This is a genomic window from Mesorhizobium sp. 113-3-3 (assembly GCF_016756495.1).
Classification (GTDB): Bacteria; Pseudomonadota; Alphaproteobacteria; order Rhizobiales; family Rhizobiaceae; genus Mesorhizobium.
In genome coordinates this window covers 5,454,286-5,473,128 of record NZ_AP023243.1, presented here as the reverse complement: position 1 = coordinate 5,473,128, position 18,843 = coordinate 5,454,286, and the positions used below count along the sequence as shown (strand labels likewise).

Sequence of the window (18,843 nt, the reverse complement as noted above, 5' to 3'; positions counted from 1 at the left end):
CATGATCCATGCGGAGAACAGCAAATGAACGCAGCCATCCGTCTTCCGGTCGAGCAGGCCTACGCCGGCGAATTGCAGGCGCTCGCGCGCAATGACGACCGGCAAAGGCCCGCCGGCTGGAGCCTGTCGCCAAAGGCGGTGCTGACCTATCTCCTCGGCGGAAAGGCTGACGACGGCACGCTGATCACGCCCAAATATGTCGGCCGCCGCCGATTGATGGAGACCGCCGTGGCGACGCTTGCCACCGACCGCGCGCTGTTGCTGCTCGGTGTTCCCGGCACCGCCAAATCCTGGGTGTCGGAGCATCTCGCCGCCGCCATCATGGGCGACTCGACGCTGATTGTGCAGTGCACGGCCGGCACCGACGAGAACCAGATCCGCTATGGCTGGAACTACGCGCAGCTTCTGGCCAAAGGCCCGAGCCAGGAGGCGCTGGTGCCGACGCCGCTCTACCGCGCCATGCAGGACGGCAAGCTCTGCCGCCTCGAGGAGCTGACGCGCATGGGTTCTGATGTGCAGGACACGCTGATCACCGTGCTGTCCGAAAAGATGATGCCGATCCCCGAGCTCAACACCTCGATCTACGCGCAGCGCGGCTTCAACATCATCGCCACCGCCAACAACCGCGACAAGGGCGTCAACGAATTGTCCTCGGCGCTGAAGCGCCGCTTCAATGTCGTCGTGCTGCCCTTGCCCGAAGACATGGCGGAGGAGGTGGCGATCGTCTCCAAGCGCGTTGGCGAGATGGCCGGCGGTCTCGACCTGCCGGTGCCGAAGAATGTCGGCGAGGAGATCGCCCGCGTGCTGACCATTTTCCGCGAGTTGCGTTCAGGTGCAACGGCGGACGGCAAGGTGACACTGAAGACGCCCTCCGGGTCGCTGTCCACGGCCGAAGCCATCGCCACCATGGTCGGCGGGCTCAGCCAGGCGGCCTGGTTCGACAGCGGCAAGCTCGGCGCTGAAGGCCTGGCCGCCAGCCTCGTCGGAGCGATCGTCAAGGATCCCGTGCAGGACAAGCTGGTGCTGGAGGAATATCTGGAAACCGTGCTCAAGAAGCGGCCGGACTACGCCGGCTATTACGCTGCCTTGAACGCCGCGATCTGACGCCATGGCGCTTAGCGACGTTTCCTATTTCGGCATACGCCATCACGGGCCCGGCTCCGCCGACAGCCTGATGCAGGCCTTGCAGGAGTTGAAACCGGTCGCTGTGCTGATCGAGGGACCGGCCGACGCGTCGGCGCTGCTGCCATTGCTCGCCCGTCCCGAAATGCAGCCGCCTGTGGCACTGCTGTGCTATCCTGAGGACGATCCGGCCTCGACCAGCTTCTGGCCCTTTGCCGAGTTCTCGCCGGAGTATCAGGCCACGCTCTGGGCCGTCGCCAACAAGGCGGCAGTGCGCTTCATCGACCTGCCGTCTTCGGCGCGGGTAGCGTCGGTTGAGGCCGCGGAAAAAGCCGATGGAACGGAAGTCCCTGTCGAGGCTGAGACGGCGCCGCATCTGCGCGACCCGATCGGCACGCTGGCGCAGGCCGCCGGCTATGAGGATGGCGAGAGCTGGTGGGCCGACATCATCGAGCAAAACCCTGAGCCCGGCCCGATCTTCGCGGCAATAGCTGACGCAATGACGACGCTGCGCGAGGGCGAAGGTCCGCTTGCAGAATTCGAGGCAAAGCGCGAAGCGCATATGCGGCTTGAAATCGCGGCCGCACGTAAGGAATTCGACGGACCGATCGCCGTCGTCTGTGGCGCCTTCCATGTGCCGGCACTGCAGGCGACACGTCCGCTCAAAGAGGACCAGGCCATCCTGAAAGGGCTTGCCCGGCGCAAGGCCACGATGACCTGGGCGCCATGGACCGGCCCGCGCCTGGCGCTCGGTTTTGGTTATGGCGCCGGTGTCGTGGCACCGGGCTGGTGCAAACATCTGTGGCGCACGCGGGGCCGGCACGACGCCGCGACCCTGTGGCTCGCCATGATCGCGGCGGTGCTGCGGGCCAAGGGGCACATGGTCTCGACCGCCTCGCTGATCGAGGCCGAAAGGCTGGCCCGCGCGCTGGCCGCGATCCGCGAGCGGCCAAAGCCCGGCTTCGAGGAATTGCGCGATGCCGCGATCGCCGCTTTGTTCAACGGCGAAGCGGTGCTGTGGGCACTCGTCGAAGCCGAACTGCTGCTGGGCGCCGATGTCGGTGAAATTCCGCCCGACACTCCACTGGCGCCGCTGATCGAGGATCTGCAACGCAACCAGAAGGCGGCGCGGCTGAAGCCCGAGGCGCTGGAGCGCGAATTGTCGGTCGACCTGCGCAGCGACAGCGGGCTGTTCCGGTCGACTTTGCTGCACCGCTTGAACGTGCTTGGCGTGCAATGGGGTAAGCTCACCGACAGCGGCCGCAGCCGCGGCACGTTTCGTGAGCGCTGGACCCTTTCATGGGAGCCGGAATATGCCGTTCGTCTGGTCGAGAACCTGGTCCATGGGCCGACCATCGAAAAGGCCGCCAACGGCAGGCTGATCCAGATGATCGGCGCGTCGACATCGCTCGACGCATTGGCGGCACTGGTCCAGGGCGCCATCACGGCCAATTTGTCGGAGGCCTCGACGGCCGGCCTGGCGGCACTGGAGGAACGCGCGGCGCGCAGCAGCGAATGCCTGGAAATCCTGGCGTCCGTGCCGCCGCTCGCCGACATCATCCGCTATGGCGAAGCTCGGAAGACGGAAACGGCCCGGCTGTCCGGCCTGCTGGAGCGGTTGATCATCGAAGGCGGCATCGCGCTGCCCTACGCCGCGCGCGACCTCGATAACCAGGCCTCATCGGCGCTGGTCGGCGCGATGCGCAAGGCGGATGAGGCGATAAAGCTGGTCGAGCCGGAACAGGACGTTCTGGACGCCTGGCGCAACGGATTGGCGGCGGTGCTGGACGGATCGCGATCGACCGCACTCGTGGCGGGCTGTGCCGCGCATCTGCTTTACGAAGCCGGGCACCTGTCCGCCGAAGCCGCTGCGGGCCTGATCGAGCGGCGCCTGTCGCCGGGCACGCCAGTCGCCGAAGCGGCTGGGTTCTTCGAGGGTTTCTTCAGCGCCGCCGGTCAAAGGCTGATCTATGATGAAAGCCTGCGCGGCGCGGTCGATGCCTGGCTCAAATCCCTCGACGAGGACGCCTTCATCGCGCATCTGCCGCTGCTGCGCCGGGTGTTTTCGCATCTGGATTCGATGGAGCGGCGGCGGCTGATCGAAGCCGTACTTGGCCGTGTCAGGCGCCTGCCTGCCGGGCTGACGCCGACGCCAAATGGCGATGAGGCCTGGCGCCGGCATCTTGAGCGGCTTGGACCGTTGCTGATGGGTGGGAACGGCAATGGATGACGACGTCGATATCGGCGAAACGGCGCCAGCCGGCGACGACCGGGAGCGTCGCTGGCGCCTGGCGATCGGCGCGGATGACGAATCTTCGTCGGCGTTGTCCGACAATGACAAGCGGCTGTCGGCGGCGCTAGATGCACTCTACGGCGATGGGGCCGGCGATGCGGCGGCCGATCCGCGCAAGCGGCGCGGCGGGCTCGGCCGCTCGGCGCCGAAAGTGGCGCAGTGGATGGGCGATATCAGGTCGTTCTTTCCCGCGCAGGTCGTGCAGATCGTCCAGAAGGATGCCTTCGAGCGGCTCAATCTGAAGCAGATGCTGATGGAGCCGGAATTCCTCAAGGCGATCGAGGCCGACGTCAATCTCGTCGCCGACCTGATCTCGCTGCGCTCGGTCATGCCGGCCAAGACCAAGGATATCGCACGCAACATCATCGCCGATATCGTCGCCAAGCTGATGCAGCGGCTGGAGCAGAAGACCGCCGAGGCGATCCGTGGCGCGCTCGACCGGTCGCAGCGCACCAACCGCCCGCGCCAGCGCGACATCGACTGGCCGCGCACCATCACGGCCAACCTTCGCCACTACCAGGCCGAGCACAAGACGATCGTGCCGGAAAAGCTGGTCGGCTTCATGCGCAAGCAGCGCAGGCTGGTCGATCTGGATGAGGTGGTGCTGTGCGTCGACCAGTCGGGGTCGATGGCAAGTTCGGTGATCTACGCCTCGATCTTCGCCGCCGTGATGGCGTCCTTGCCGGTGGTGCGGACCAAGCTCGTCTGCTTCGATACGGCGATCGTCGACCTGACCGAGGAACTCAGCGATCCGGTCGAGGTCCTGTTCGGCGTGCAGCTTGGCGGCGGCACCGACATCAACCAGGCCGTCGCCTATTGCGCCGACCGTATCGAACGGCCGACCAAGTCGCATATGGTGTTGATCACCGACCTCTATGAGGGCGGCAACGGCCAGGAATTGCTGCAGCGGCTGGCGGCGCTTGTCCGCTTGGGCGTCAATGTCGTGGTGCTGCTGGCGCTGACCGACCAGGGCAGGCCGGGCTATGACCCGAAGATGGCGGGCTCCGTGGCAGCACTAGGCATCCCCGTCTTCGCCTGCACGCCGGACCTGTTTCCCGACATGATGGCTGCGGCCTTGCGACGGGAAGATGTCGGCGCATGGGCGGCAAGCGCCGATATCAAGCTGGTTCGCGCCGAGGACGCCAACCCGGCGGCTGACGCCTAAGTCGCGCTCAACTCGGCGTCATCGAGCGGCAATCCCAAACATACTCAAACAGCCGGCGATGCTGATCTGCACGCCGGAGAGGGCTGCTCGTATCGCCATTCACCGACATCGCCAGACGGCCGGCCGAAGCCCGCTTCGGTCGCCATGTCGCGATTTGCACAGGGGTTGCTTGACTCCGATCGCTCGTTGTGAAAAATTTTGCAGCAACTGATAAAAATATCAAAGGGTGGAAATGGTAGGGTTCGGCAACGGTCTCCTGCGCGACGACGAAACCAGCATGGCGACGCGTGCCGCCTGGCTTCATTATGCCGGCGGCCTGACCCAGTCCGAGGTCGCCAAGCGGCTGGGACTGACCAGCCTCAAGGCCCATCGCCTCATCACCAAGGCCAATCAGGAAGGGCTGGTGAAGGTCTATATCGACGGCGAAGTCTCCGAATGCGTCGAGCTCGAGGACGAACTGTCCCGCCGCTACGGCCTCGACTATTGCGAGGTGGTTCCGGACTTCGATTCCGAGGATCTGCCGCTCAAGGCGCTCGGCATTGCCGGCGCGCAGTTCCTCAAGCGCGAGATCGAGCGCGGCGAGGAGGCGCTGATCGGTGTCGGCCATGGCCGCACGCTTGCCGCTTGCGTGGAATATCTGCCGCGCACCTCGACCGACAAGATCCGCTTCGTCTCGCTGCTTGGCGGCCTGACGCGCAAATTCTCGGCCAACCCGCACGATGTTATTCATCGGCTCGCCGAACGCACCGGCGCCGAAGCCTATGTCATGCCGGTGCCGATGTTCGCCAACACGGCGGAGGACCGGACCGTCCTGCTCGGCCAGAAGGGCATCAGCGAGGTCTTCGATCTCGCGCGCTCCGCCGACCTGCTGTTTGCCGGTATCGGCACCGCCGAACGCGAGGCGTCGCTGGTTGCCACCGGCATGATCGAAAAGGGCGAGATGGAGGAGATCCGCCGCAACGGAGGCGTCGGCGAATTGCTCGGCCATTTCTTCGACGAGGCCGGCAAGGCGGTGGCGACGACCGTTTCCGACCGGGCGCTGGCCTTGACGCGTGAGGACATTGCCAGCCGCCGGATCGTCGCCGTCGCCGGCGGCAAGATCAAGGTTCGCGCCATCAAGTCGGTGCTGGAGGGCCGCTATCTCAAGGGCCTGATAACAGACGAGCGGACGGCGCGATCCCTCGTGGAAGAGACGCCGGTCGGGTAGCCGGCAACGTTTTAGTTGAAACTACCCTGTGGAGGAGAAGACGAAATGCATGAGAAAGAGAAAGACCTCATTGACGCCTTCCTGCGCGGACAAGTTGACCGTCGCGGGCTGATAAAGGGCCTCGGTGCCATGGGCCTTGCCGCCGGCACAGCCGGCACGCTGCTCAATCTGGGGCAGAGCCGCGCGCTCGCCGCGGACTTCGACTGGCAGGCGCACAAGGGCAAGACCATCAAGCTCCTGCTCAACAAGCATCCCTATGCCGATGCGATGATCGCCGATCTGGAAAACTTCAAGAAGCTGACGGGCATGAATGTCGTCTATGACGTGTTCCCGGAAGACGTCTATTTCGACAAGGTCACGGCGGCCCTTTCGGCAAGCTCGCCAGAATACGACGCGTTCATGACCGGCGCCTACATGACCTGGACCTATGGTCCCGCCGGCTGGATCACCGACCTCAACGAATGGATCAAGGATCCGGCCAAGACCAACCCGAACTATGCCTGGGACGATTTCCTGCCCGGCGTGAAGAATTCCTGTGCCTGGAATGGCAAGCCGGGCGGCGCGCTGGGTTCGGAAGATGCCAAGCAGTGGTGCATTCCGTGGGGCTTCGAACAGAACAACATCACCTACAACAAGGCGATGTTCGACAAGGCCGGCGTCACCATTCCTGGCAACATGGATGAGATGGTTGCTGCCGCGGCCAAGCTCACCAAGGATGTCGGTGGCGGCGTCTACGGCATTGGCGTGCGTGGCTCGCGCTCCTGGGCGACGATCCATCCCGGCTTCCTGTCGGCCTACGCCAATTTCGACCAGAAGGACCTCAACGTGTCGGCCGACGGTAAATTGTCGGCGGCCATGAACACCGCCGAATCCAAGGCCTTCCACAAGCAGTGGGTGCAGATGATCCAGGAGAGCGGCCCCAAGGACTGGTCGACCTATACCTGGTATCAGGTCGGTACCGATCTCGGCGCCGGCGCCTCGGCGATGATCTTCGACGCCGATATCCTCGGCTACTTCATGAATGGCGGCGACAACAAGATGGCCGGCAAGCTCGCCTTCGCAAGCTTCAAGGCCAATCCGGCAGCCAAGGCGGCGACCCCCAACATCTGGATCTGGTCGCTGGCAATGTCCAATTTCTCCAAGGACAAGGACGCCACCTGGTACTTCATGCAATGGGCCTCCGGGCCGGAGCATGGGCTGTTCGGCGCGACCAAGATGGACTTCGTCAATCCGGTCCGCCAGTCGGTGTGGAAGGACGAGATGTTCCGCGAAAAGCTGAACAAGAGCTATCCCGGTTATGTCGAGATGTTCGACGCCTCGGCGCCCGGCGCCTCGATCAAGTTCACGGCGCAGCCGCTGTTCTTCGACCTCACCACCGAATGGGCGGCGACGCTGCAGAAGATGGTGGCCAAGGAAGTGCCGGTCGACGAGGGCCTCGACAAGCTTGCCGAAAGCATCAACGGCCAGCTCAAGGAAGCCGGTCTCGGTTAAGTCGCAACGGGGCCGGCCTGCCTGGCGGGCCGGCCCTCGTCACACCTTTCACGTTTGCGATGCGGGTGCCGGAAGGCGACCGCTATTTCGCCCGACCGGTCGCCTTGCTCCCTTGGGCGGCCGGCAGGGCGAAGCGACAGCGACAACGGAGCAACTCGATGACTGCGGTGGTATCGCAAAGGCCCAAGCCATCCGGCTTCAGGATCAGCAAGAGGGTGCTGCCCTATGTGCTCAGCCTGCCGGCCTTGCTCGTCTGCATCGGCATCCTGATCCCGTTCCTGACCTCGGTCGTCTATTCCTTCCAGCGCTACCGGCTGAGCCAACCCTGGGCGCGGCAGTTCAACTGGGGCGACAACTACATCTCCTTCTTCACCGATCCGAAATTCTGGAACACGCTCAAGGTGTCGCTGCTCTATGCCGGCACCACCGTCGTGCTGGAACTGCTTCTCGGCCTCGCCATCGCCTTGCTGCTGCAGAAGCGCTCGACGCTGAACAATTTCATCTCGATCATGCTGTTGATGCCGCTGATGACGGCGCCCGCGCTTGCGGCGCTCATGTGGAAACTGATGACCAATCCCGGCTTCGGCGTGCTGAGCTATCTTGCCAGCCTGATCGGGCTGCAGGATTTCCGCTGGGCGTCGTCGCCCTCGACGGCGCTGTTCACCGTCGTGCTCGTCGACATCTGGGTCTACACGCCCTTCATCATGATCTTGCTGCTCGCCGGACTGCGCAGCCTGCCGACGCAGCCCTTCGAGGCGGCCGCACTCGATGGCGTGCCGCGAAGCTTCGTCTTCTTCCGCATCACGCTGCCGATGCTGACGCCCTACATCCTGACGGCGACTTTGTTCCGCCTGCTCGATTCCATCCAGCAGTTCGACATCATCTATGCGATGACCCAAGGCGGGCCGGGCGATACGCTGACCGTCTTCCAGGTCGAGGCCTATCTCAACTTCTTCCAGTCGACCAATGTCGGCCGCTCGGCGGCGCTGATGATCATCCTGTGGGCAATCACCTATTTTCTCTCCAACATCTTCATCAAGAACTGGCTCAGGCTGCGCGAACGCGCCCGTGGCCAGGCATAGGAGGCCGGGATGGAACACACCTCGCTTCTCGAACGCATCCTGCGCGGCATCGCGCTGACGCTGGTCGTGATCTTCTTCATGTTCCCGATCGTCTGGATCTTCATGATGTCGTTCCAGACCAACGAGACCATCCTGCGCATTCCGCCGCAGCTGATCTTCGAGCCGACGCTCGCCAACTACACGGCGCTGATCACCGGCAAGCTGATGACCGCCGCCGGCACGCTCGACATCGCCTTCATGCGCAATCTCGGGAATTCGGTGTTCCTGTCGGTGACTTCGGTGGCGGTCTCGCTGCTGCTCGGCGTGCCGGCGGCCTACGCCTTCGCGCGGCACAAATTCCGTGGCTCGGAGGACATCGCCTTCACGCTGCTGTCCTTCAAGTTCGCGCCGGCGCTGCTGGTGCTGCTGCCGCTCACCCTTTATTTCCAGAAGCTCGGGCTCGCCAACACCTATATCGGCCTGATCTGGGTCTACCAGCTGATCTGCCTGCCGCTGATCCTGTGGATCGTGCGCGGCTATTTCGAGGATATCCCGGCCGACATCGAATATGCCTACCGCATCGGCGGCCATTCCTGGTTCGCCACCTTCCGCAAGATCGCGCTGCCGCTCGCCGGACCCGGCATCGCCGCCGCCGGCCTGCTCGCCTTCATCTTCGCCTGGAACAATTTCGTTTTCGCCCTGGTGCTGGCCTCGGCCGACAAGCAGCCGGTGACGGTCGGCGCGCTCGCCTTCATTACCTCCTCGGGCATCCAGTACGGCCAGATCTCGGCGGCCATCGTGCTCTCGATCACGCCGACGCTGGCGCTCGCCCTCTATGCGCAGCGCTATCTCGTCGAAGGCCTCTCGCTTGGCGCGGTGAAAGGATAGACATGGCCAGCCTCGAACTCAAAAACATCGTCAAGCGCTACAAGAGCCAGACCGTCCTCGACAATCTGTCCTTGACGGTCGCCGATGGCGAAACCCTCGTTCTGTTCGGTCCGTCCGGCGCCGGCAAGACGGTGCTGCTCAGGCTGGTTGCCGGCGTCATCGATCCGGATGAGGGCAAGATCTTCATCGGCGGCGACGACATGACCGATGTCGACGCCGAATTCCGTGGCGTCGGCATGGCCTTCCAGAATTTCGCGCTGTTTCCGCATATGACCGCCTTCGACAATATCGCCACGCCGCTGGAGGCCAAGCGTTCCTCGCCGGGCGCGATCAAGGCCGGCGTAGAGAGCGTCGCCAAGCTGCTGAAGATCGCCCATGTGCTCTCGCACAAGCCGCGCGCGCTCTCCAACGGCCAGAAGCAGCGTACAGCACTTGCGCGAGCGCTGGTCGGCTCGCCGCCGCTTCTGCTGCTCGACGATCCCTTGCGCAATGTCGACGCCAAGCTGCGCTTCGAGATGCGGCTCGAACTGCCGCGTCTGCTCGCCGATCGCGGCGCCACCGTCGTCTACGTCACCCAGGACTACAAGGAAGCTATGGCGCTCGGCGATCGCATCGCCGTCATGTCGCAAGGCGTCATAAGACAGCTCGGCACGCCAGAGCAGATCTATCGCGAGCCGGCCAATATCGAGATCGCAAGGCTGTTCGGCGACCCCACCATCAACCTGCTCGACGTCAAGCCTGCGCGGGATAGCAGGGGGATTTATGTCGGCCTGTCGAATGTCCAGGTCCATCTCGCCGGTGCCCATGAGACGGCCGTCGGCCGCGATTGCGTGATCGGCCTGCGGCCCGAAGCGTTGAGCTTCGTCGAGGAAGGCGTGCCCGGCGCCATTCCGGTGACGGTCGAGGCCGAAACGCCGCTCAACGAAAAGATCGTCACGCTGGTGCGCACCGTGCGCGGCCGCGAAATCCTGGTCTCGCGCCCGGCCGGAACACCGGGCCGCAGCGAGGGCAAGGCCCATATCGCCGTCGACGGCAAGAGCGCCTTGCTGTTCGATCACGCCAGCGGCGACCGCATCGGTTCGAAGAACGTCGTCGCCTTGCGCAATGGAGAAGCGGCATGAGCCAAAGCGCACTCACCATATCCGGTGTCGACAAGTTCTATGGCCCGATCGATCGCGGCGTCCACGCGGTCAAGAACCTGACCATGGAAATCACCAAGGGCGAGATCGTCGCCCTGCTTGGTTCGTCCGGCTGCGGCAAGACCTCGACGCTGCGCATGATTGCTGGTTTCGAAGAGGTCTCGCGCGGCGCTATCTCGGTCGGCGGCCGCCAGGTTCACACGCTGCCGCCGGTCAGGCGCAATGTGGCGATGGCCTTCGAGGGCTATTCGCTTTACCCGCCGCTGACCGTGCGTGAGAACATGGCCTTCGCGCTCAAGGCGGCAAGGCTGCCGAAGAGCGAGGTCGACGCCAAGGTCGCCAGCATCGCCAAGTTGCTCGAGATCGAAGATATATTGGAGCGTTATCCCAGCTCCATCTCGGGCGGCCAGCAGCAGCGCGCCAGCCTTGGCCGGGCGCTGATCCGCGAGGCCGATTTGCATCTGCTGGACGAGCCGATGGGGCAGCTCGAACCGCAGCTGCGCGCCGTGCTGCGCGGCCGCATCAAGCATTTCATCAAGGAGCGCGGCCTGACCGCGATCCTGGTCACCCACGACCAGACCGAGGCCAACGCGCTTGCGGACCGCATCGCGGTGATGGAAGGCGGCGTGCTGCAGCAGTTCGACACGCCGGACCGGATCAAGGAGCGCCCGGCGAACCTGTTCACCGGCACCTTCGTCGGCGAGCCGCCGATGAATGTCTTCGAGGCCTATGTCGGCGCGACCGCAGGCCGCATCAATCTCAAGCTGCCCGACGGCCTGTCGCTTGATTACGACAAGGACGCCTTCAGCGCGCCGGTTCGTGACCAACTGCTCAGCCGCGAGCGGGTCGTCATCGGTATCAGGCCCTATGCGGTCCGGCGATCGAAGGAGGGTGTTCCCGCCAGGGTTTCGGCCAACCAATGGCTCGGCGACCAGACCCATATCGCTGCGGACTTCGCCGGCGGTTCGCTGGTCCTGGTCGAACATGACCGCACCCGCCTCGATCTCGGTGCGCCGATCAATGTCAGCATCGATCCGAAAAACCTGCATGTCTTCGACCAGGCCAGCGGCAAGGCGATCTCGCACGGCATGGAGCTCGCCTGATGCGTGACATACTGATCGGCATCGATGCCGGAACCTCCGTCATCAAATCCATCGCCTTCGACATAAAGGGCCGGCAGATTGCCGCCGCGGCTCTCCCGAACCATTATGAGACGCTGCCGGGCGGCGGCGCCGAACAGGATCTGGCGCGCACATGGAGCGATGCCGCCACGACCCTGCGCCAGCTTGCCGACAAGGTGCCCGATCTCGCCAGCCGGACGGTGGCGATCGCGGTCACCGGGCAAGGCGACGGCACCTGGCTGATCGACGCCAAGGGTGAGCCGGTGGCCAAGGGCTGGCTCTGGCTCGACGCGCGCGCGGCCGGCGTCGTCGAGGAGATCCGTGCGCGGCCCGAGGACCGGCTCCGCTTCGAAAAGACCGGCAGCGGCCTCGCCGCCTGCCAGCAGGGTTCGCAATTCGTCTTCATGAAGCGCGCCATGCCCGCAATGCTCGGCAAGGCGGCAACCGCCTTCCACTGCAAGGACTGGCTCTATTTCAAGCTCACCGGTGAACGCGCCACCGATCCGTCCGAGGGCACCTTCACCTTCGGCGATTTCCACACCCGCGACTATAGCGACGAGGTGCTCGACGTGCTCGGCGTCACCGATCTCCGGCACTTGCTGCCGCCGATCGTCGACGGCACCAGACACAGCACCGGTCTGTCGCCGGCGGCGGCCGACGCCACCGGCATGCTGGCCGGCACGCCGGTCGTGCTCGGTTATGTCGACGTCGTCTGCACCGCGCTCGGCGCCGGCCTGCTCGATCGCCAGCGCAAGCCCGGCTGCTCGATCATCGGCTCCACCGGGATGCACATGCGGCTCGCTGAGACTCCTGACGACGTGCAGCTCAACGAAGCGGCGACCGGTTATACGATGGCGATGCCGGCGCCCGGCGTGTTCGCGCAGATGCAGTCCAACATGGCGGCGACGCTCAACATCGACTGGGTGCTGGGGCTCGCGTCAGGTATCCTCGCCTCGCAAGGCCTCACACGCAGCAATGGCGAGATGATCACGCTGGTCGATGCCTGGATCGCGGCCGCGCAGCCCGCCTCGCTGCTCTATCAGCCCTATGTGTCGGAAGCGGGTGAGCGGGGGCCGTTCGTCGATGCCAATGCCAGGGCCGGCTTCGTCGGCATTTCCTCGCGGCACGGCTATGCTGACCTTGTCCGCGCCGTCTTCGAGGGCCTGGCGTTCGCCGCGCGCGACTGTTACGCCGCCATGGGACCGTTGCCGCGCGAAGTCCGCCTGACCGGCGGCGCCGCCAGAAGCCCGGCGCTGCGCAAGATCTTGGGTGCGGCGCTGGGTGCTGACATTCGCACCAGCGCGCGCGAGGAGGCGGGCGCGGCGGGCGCGGCGATGATCGCCGCGGTCAGCGTCGGCCTTTACAAATCAATGGACGAATGCGTCGGCGAATGGGTGACGCCGTTGCTCGGCGAGGCCGAGCCGAGCGACCGCAGCCTCGCCGCGATATACGACAAGATGACCCCGTCCTACATGTTGGCACACCAGGCGCTGCGGCCGGTCTGGCGCGCAATGGCGGCATCGCAGGCAAATTGAGAAGTTGAGTATGGGTAAGAAAATAGCGATCATTGGCGACAACTTCATGCTCCCGCAGGTGTTCCGCGCCGAAATCGAGAAGGTTGCCACTGGCGACTTCGACATCAGGACATTGCAGACGGCATGGCCCGACGAGCCGATGGAATTCGGCAATCCGGCGTTGGGGCTCGACAAGGTCAAGGAGTATTTCGGCCATCCCGACGAAGTCGTCGATTTCATCGGCGACGCCGAAATCCTTGTCACCCAGTTGGCGCCCCTGTCGGAGGCCATGATGCGGCGCCTGCCTGATCTCAAGCTGGTCGCGGTTTCGCGTGGCGGCCCGATCAACATCGATATGCCCGCCGCCAGGGCGCACGGCATCACCGTGGTCAACGTGCCCGGCCGCAACGCCACCGCCGTCGCCGAATTCACCATCGGCGCCATCCTGGCCGAGACGCGGCTGATCCGTGTCGGCCACGAGGCCTTGCGCAAGGGCGAATGGCGCGGCGACCTCTACCGTGCCGACCGCACCGGCCGCGAGCTCAGTGAAATGACCGTCGGCGTTATCGGCTATGGCAATATCGGCACGAAGGTGGTGCGCCTGCTGCGCGCCTTCGGCTGCCGCGTCCTGGTTTGCGACCCCTATGTGCAGTTGAGCGCCGAGGATCGCAATGCCGGCGTCGAACTCGTCTCGCTGGACAATCTCCTCGTCCGCTCCGACGTCGTCACGCTGCATCCCCGGGTGACCGAGGAGACGCGCGGCCTGATCGGCAGGGACACCATCGCGCGGATGAAACCGGGCGTCATTCTCATCAACACGGCGCGCGGGCCACTGGTCGACTATGACGCTCTTTACGAGGCGCTGGTTTCAGGCCAAATCGCCAGCGCCATGCTGGAGACGTTCGCGATCGAGCCGGTGCCGTCGGACTGGCCCTTGCTGCTGCTTCCCAACGTGACGCTGACGCCGCACATCGCCGGCGCTTCGGTGCGCACCGTCACCTATGCGGCCGAACAGGCCGCCGAAGAGGTACGCCGCTACCTCGCCGGCCTCCCTCCGGTCAATCCGTGCTGAGGTGGTCGCCATGACGCATCAAACCGGCATCGAGGCCATGGCGAGATGAACGGCGGCCTTGAAATCGTCGACCTCTTCGTCATAGGCGGCGGCGTCAATGGCGCCGGCATCGCGCGCGACGCGGCGGGCCGCGGCCTTTCCGTGATCCTGTGCGAAAAGGACGATCTCGCCGAAGGCACCAGCTCTCGCTCCGGCAAGCTCGTCCATGGCGGCTTGCGCTACCTCGAATATTACGAATTCCGCCTGGTGCGCGAGGCGCTGATCGAACGCGAGGTGCTGTTGGAATCAGCACCCCACATCATCTGGCCGATGCGCTTCGTGCTGCCGCACAGCCCGGACGACCGGCCGGCCTGGCTGGTGCGGCTCGGCCTGTTCCTCTACGACCATCTCGGCGGACGCAAGCGGCTGCCGGCGACACGCACGCTCGACCTGCGCACCGCGCCGGAGGGCGCGCCGATCAAGGACGCCTTCCGGCGCGGCTTCGAATACTCCGACTGCTGGGTCGACGATGCCCGCCTCGTCGTCATCAACGCGCTCGACGCCGCCGAGCGGGGAGCAAGGGTTTTCACCCGCACCGTCTGCACCGCCGCCCGCCGCGAGAACGGCCTGTGGGTTGTCGAGATGCAGGACGGCAGGACGAGCATCAGGACGGTGGTTCGGGCGCGGGCGCTGATCAATGCCGCCGGCCCCTGGGTCAACGACATCGTCAACCGCGTTGCCGGCCAGAACTCCAGCCGCAATGTGCGCCTGGTCAAGGGTAGCCACATCGTCGTGCCGAAATTCTGGGAAGGGCGCCAAGCCTATCTCATCCAGAACAGCGACAAGCGTGTGATCTTCATCAATCCCTATCAGAACGATCTGGCGCTGATCGGCACCACCGACATTCCTTATGACGGCCGGCCCGAGGACGTGGCGGCGGATGAGAGCGAGATCGATTACCTGATCAGGGTGGTGAACCGCTATTTCAAGCGCGGTTTGGCGCGCGGCGATGTCGTCTATTCCTTCTCCGGCGTCAGGCCGCTCTATGACGACAATGCCGACAACCCAAGCGCTGTGACCCGCGACTATATTTTCGAGCTCGACGCGCCGGACGCGCAGGCCCCGCTGCTCTCCGTCTTCGGCGGCAAGATCACCACTTTCCGCAAGCTGGCCGAGCATGCGCTGGACAGGATCGCGCCGTTCTTTCCCCATATGGGCAAGCCCTGGACCGCGAAGGCGCATCTGCCCGGTGGCGACATCGCCAATGCCGATTTCGAACAATTTCTCGGCAATCTCGCAGGCGAATATCCCTGGATGCCGGCATCCCTGCTGAAGCACTACGGCCGGCTCTACGGCACCAGGACACGGGCTTTGGTTGGTGGGGCCCGTTCGCTTGATGAGCTCGGCCGCTGCTTCGGCAAGGATTTCTTCGAGCGCGAGGCCAGCTATCTCTTCGACCGGGAATGGGCGGTTACATCGGCCGACATTCTCGAGCGGCGCACCAAGCATGGCCTGCATCTGTCCGCCGAGGAGAGGGCGGCCTTCGAGCATTGGTGCGCGAACCGGCTGGCGAGGGCAGGCTGATGGCGCATTCGGGCGACAACCATCACAGCGAATTCTGCATGCTGCGTTCCTTGTCCGCCAGCATCGGCGCCGATCCGCTGCTGGTCCAGGGCGCCGGCGGCAACACCTCCATCAAGCAGGCCGGCGTGCTGTGGATAAAGGCCTCCGGCACCTGGTTGAAGAATGCGCGCGACGACGAGATCATGGTGCCGGTCGCGCTGGCGCCGTTGCTGGATGCCGTGGCGCATCGCAGCCCGGCGGCCGAGACGGCCGGGCAGTTCACGTTGGCCGACCTCAACCCCCGCCAGTTGCGGCCCTCCATCGAGACGACGGTGCACGCACTGCTGCCGCAGAAGATCGTGGTCCACGTCCATTGTGTCGAGACGATCTCGATCGCCGTGCAGGCCAATGCCGAAGCCTTGCTGGAGGAGCGCCTGCGCGGCCTCGACTGGGCCTTCGTGCCCTATCGCCGGCCTGGCCTGCCGCTGGCGCAGGCGATCGCCGAGCGGCTGAGGCCCGCGACCAATGTGCTCGTGCTTGGCAATCACGGGCTGGTGGTCGCCGCCGACACGGTCGGCGAAGCAGCCTTGCTGCTGCAACGGGTGACCGGGCTGCTCGCGCGGCCGCCGCGCCCGGCTCCAGAACCCGATCTCGACGCGCTGCTGAGGCTGGCCGCCGGCAGCGATTACCGGCTGCCGGCATCGGCGGCCGCGCATGCCGTCGCGACCGATCTCGCCAGTTGCCGCATCGCCGCCTCTGGCAGCCTCTACCCGGATCATGTGATCTTCCTTGGCGTCGGCTCGGTGATCGCCGGTCCCGGCGAGGACGCGGCGGCGGTCGTTGCCCGCACTGGAGCCACACCGACGTCCATTCTCTTTCCCGGCAAGGGCGTGCTGATGCGCCGGGACGCCAATGCCGGCGCCGAAGCGATGGCGCGCTGCCTGGCTGATGTCATCGCGCGCGTCGATGGAACGGCGCGCGTCAACTATCTCAGCCCGAATGAGAATGCCGAGCTCTTGAACTGGGACGCCGAGAAATACCGGCAGCAGCTCAACCGCGAGGGGGCGACGCTGCAATGACGGCATTCCGCTCCATCGAGCCGTGGTCACGGGAGGGATAGCGGCCTTGGCTTTCACGCTTTCCCTCAACACCAATCCGCTGGTCAATCGCTTTGCCGATCCGGACGACCTGATCGACACGATTGCTTACGACATCGGCATAAGGGACGTGCAGCTCACGCATGAGTTCGTCAATCCCGGCTGGCCCGCCGCGACGATCGTCAAATTCGTCCGCCTGTTTCGCGGCGCGCTCGCCCGCACTGGCGTGCGTGTCACCTCCGGCATGACCGGCCCCTACGGCCGGCTCAATCATTTCGGCCACCCCGATGCCGACGTGCGCCGCTACTATGTCGACTGGTTCAAGACCTTTGCCGACATTGCGGCAGAGCTTGGCGCCGGCGGCATGGGCACGCAATTCGCCATCTTCACCCATCGTGACTTTGACGACCTCGAGCGCCGCGAGCGGCTGTTCGATATCGCGCTGGACTGCTGGCGCGAGGTCGCAGAGCACGCCAGGGCGGCCGGCCTGACCTACCTGTTCTGGGAGCCGATGTCGGTCGGCCGCGAATTCGGCCACACAATCGAGAACTGCCGGCTGCTGCAAGGCGCGATCGACGCCGCCGGCATGGCCATTCCGCTGGAGATGATGGTCGACATCGACCATGGCGACGTCACCTCGAGCAATCCCGCCGACATCGATCCCTATGCCTGGGCCGAGGCCTTTCCCAGGAAATCGCCGATCATCCACATCAAGCAATCGTCGATGAACAAGGGCGGCCACTGGCCGTTCACGTCGGCCTACAACAAGGACGGCCGCATCACCCCGGAAAAGCTGCTGGAGACGGTGCGGCGCGGCGGCGGCACAGACAACGAAATCTGCCTCGAGCTATCGTTCCGTGAGCGCGAACCGGTTGACCATCAGGTCGTCGCGATGATCCGCGAGTCCGTCGACTACTGGGCGCCGTTCATCGAGACCGGCAGGTCCGGTCTTCTGCCAAAGGCCTGATAAAAACGGGCAGGGGCCGATGCGGCTCCTGCCCGTTGAGCTCTTCAGATTGAAGTCGCTGGAAATTCAGCCGAACTTCGGGTCGAGGCTGCCCGACTTGTAGCGCTTGGCCATCTCCGAGACCGGCAGCGGCTTGATCTTCGGCGCATTGCCGGCGGTGCCGAACTGCTCGAAGCGCTCCTTGCAGAGCTTGCGCATCGCCGCCATGGCCGGCGTCAGATATTTGCGCGGGTCGAACTCGCTGGGGTTCTCGGTCAGCACCTTGCGGATCGCGCCGGTCAGCGCCATGCGGTTGTCGGTGTCGATGTTGATCTTGCGCACGCCATGCTTGATGCCGCGCTGGATCTCTTCCACCGGCACGCCCCAGGTCGGCTTCATCTGGCCGCCATATCTGTTGATGATCTCCTGCAGTTCCTCCGGCACCGAGGACGAGCCGTGCATGACCAGATGCATGTTCGGCAGGCGGCGATGGATATCCTCGATGACGTTCATCGCCAGCACCGCGCCGTCGGGCTTGCGCGAGAATTTATAGGCGCCGTGGCTGGTGCCCATGGCCACCGCAAGCGCGTCGACATGGGTGTCCTTGACGAACTGCACCGCCTGTTCCGGATCGGTCAGAAGCTGGTCGTGGCTGATCGCGCCTTCGACGCCGTGGCCGTCTTCCTGCTCGCCGCCGCCGCTCTCCAGCGAACCGAGCACGCCGATCTCGCCTTCGACTGACACGCCGCCCCAATGCGCCATGTCGACGACGCGCTTGGTGATGCCGGAATTATAGGCGTAGTCGGCCGGCGACTTGCCGTCTTCCTTGAGCGAGCCGTCCATCATCACCGAGGTGAAGCCGTACTGGATCGCGGTGACGCAGGTGGCTTCGTTGTTGCCATGGTCGAGATGCATGCAGACCGGGATGTCGGGGTGGATCTCGACCAGCGCGTCGATCAGCTTGGCCAGCACCACGTCATTGGCATAGGCGCGCGCACCGCGGCTTGCCTGCAGGATGACTGGCGATTTGGTCTCTTCCGCCGCCTCCATGATGGCGAGGCCCTGTTCCATGTTGTTCATGTTGAAGGCCGGTACGCCATAGCCGTATTCGGCGGCGTGATCGAGCAATTGTCTCAGTGTGATGCGAGCCAACGAATAGTCTCCCGTATCTGGTTTCAAACCTGG

At 64.7% G+C, this 18,843-nt stretch carries 15 protein-coding genes; 14 read left to right on the top strand and 1 reads right to left on the bottom strand.

Going from position 1 to position 18,843, the window contains the following annotated elements; all coding sequences use genetic code 11:
• Positions 1 to 24: 24 nt before the first annotated feature.
• The 14 genes from JG746_RS26855 to JG746_RS26790 all read left to right on the top strand — a co-directional run bounded on the left by JG746_RS26855 (position 25) and on the right by JG746_RS26790 (position 17,679).
• Complete coding sequence (locus tag JG746_RS26855) at positions 25 to 1,104, top strand: ATP-binding protein (protein ID WP_202355463.1); 1,080 nt, start codon at positions 25 to 27, stop codon at positions 1,102 to 1,104.
• Between the two features lie 4 nt (positions 1,105 to 1,108).
• Positions 1,109 to 3,352 carry a DUF5682 family protein gene (locus tag JG746_RS26850; protein WP_202355462.1) on the top strand — a complete coding sequence of 748 codons (2,244 nt, stop codon included), beginning with the start codon at positions 1,109 to 1,111 and terminating at the stop codon, positions 3,350 to 3,352.
• Positions 3,345 to 4,580 (top strand): VWA domain-containing protein, encoded by a 1,236-nt coding sequence (locus tag JG746_RS26845; RefSeq protein WP_202355461.1) that lies wholly within the window; start codon positions 3,345 to 3,347, stop codon positions 4,578 to 4,580. The genes JG746_RS26850 and JG746_RS26845 overlap by 8 nt, the downstream gene beginning before the upstream one ends.
• Positions 4,581 to 4,812: 232 nt before the next feature.
• Positions 4,813 to 5,787, top strand: a complete 975-nt coding sequence (locus JG746_RS26840; RefSeq protein WP_095198847.1) for a sugar-binding transcriptional regulator — start codon at positions 4,813 to 4,815, stop codon at positions 5,785 to 5,787.
• A 45-nt stretch (positions 5,788 to 5,832) separates the two neighbouring features.
• Positions 5,833 to 7,278, top strand: coding sequence for an ABC transporter substrate-binding protein (locus JG746_RS26835; protein ID WP_202355460.1), 1,446 nt, complete (start codon positions 5,833 to 5,835; stop codon positions 7,276 to 7,278).
• Between the two features lie 158 nt (positions 7,279 to 7,436).
• Complete coding sequence (locus JG746_RS26830; RefSeq protein ID WP_023777019.1) at positions 7,437 to 8,360, top strand: carbohydrate ABC transporter permease; 924 nt, start codon at positions 7,437 to 7,439, stop codon at positions 8,358 to 8,360.
• Positions 8,361 to 8,369: 9 nt separating this feature from the next.
• A complete protein-coding gene (locus tag JG746_RS26825; RefSeq protein ID WP_019856823.1) occupies positions 8,370 to 9,227 on the top strand; it encodes a carbohydrate ABC transporter permease in 858 nt (285 codons plus the stop codon).
• A 2-nt stretch (positions 9,228 to 9,229) separates the two neighbouring features.
• A complete protein-coding gene (locus JG746_RS26820; RefSeq protein WP_202355459.1) occupies positions 9,230 to 10,348 on the top strand; it encodes an ABC transporter ATP-binding protein in 1,119 nt (372 codons plus the stop codon).
• Complete coding sequence (locus tag JG746_RS26815) at positions 10,345 to 11,469, top strand: ABC transporter ATP-binding protein (protein WP_202355458.1); 1,125 nt, start codon at positions 10,345 to 10,347, stop codon at positions 11,467 to 11,469. The genes JG746_RS26820 and JG746_RS26815 overlap by 4 nt, the downstream gene beginning before the upstream one ends.
• Positions 11,469 to 13,022 (top strand): FGGY-family carbohydrate kinase, encoded by a 1,554-nt coding sequence (locus tag JG746_RS26810; protein ID WP_202355457.1) that lies wholly within the window; start codon positions 11,469 to 11,471, stop codon positions 13,020 to 13,022. Before JG746_RS26815 ends, JG746_RS26810 begins: the two co-directional genes overlap by 1 nt.
• A 10-nt stretch (positions 13,023 to 13,032) precedes the next feature.
• A complete protein-coding gene (locus JG746_RS26805; protein WP_202355456.1) occupies positions 13,033 to 14,073 on the top strand; it encodes a 2-hydroxyacid dehydrogenase in 1,041 nt (346 codons plus the stop codon).
• Positions 14,074 to 14,118: 45 nt separating this feature from the next.
• The gene (locus JG746_RS26800; RefSeq protein ID WP_202355455.1) at positions 14,119 to 15,636 is read left to right on the top strand and encodes a glycerol-3-phosphate dehydrogenase; all 1,518 of its coding nucleotides are present in this window, start codon (positions 14,119 to 14,121) and stop codon (positions 15,634 to 15,636) included.
• Positions 15,606 to 16,694 (top strand): class II aldolase, encoded by a 1,089-nt coding sequence (locus JG746_RS26795; protein WP_244730454.1) that lies wholly within the window; start codon positions 15,606 to 15,608, stop codon positions 16,692 to 16,694. The genes JG746_RS26800 and JG746_RS26795 overlap by 31 nt, the downstream gene beginning before the upstream one ends.
• Before the next feature lie 46 nt (positions 16,695 to 16,740).
• Positions 16,741 to 17,679 (top strand): sugar phosphate isomerase/epimerase family protein, encoded by a 939-nt coding sequence (locus JG746_RS26790; RefSeq protein ID WP_202355454.1) that lies wholly within the window; start codon positions 16,741 to 16,743, stop codon positions 17,677 to 17,679.
• 66 nt (positions 17,680 to 17,745) lie between these two features.
• Here the strand turns inward: JG746_RS26790 and fba are convergent, their stop codons facing one another.
• Positions 17,746 to 18,810 (bottom strand): class II fructose-bisphosphate aldolase, encoded by a 1,065-nt coding sequence (gene fba / locus JG746_RS26785; protein ID WP_202355453.1) that lies wholly within the window; start codon positions 18,808 to 18,810, stop codon positions 17,746 to 17,748.
• Positions 18,811 to 18,843: the final 33 nt, after the last annotated feature.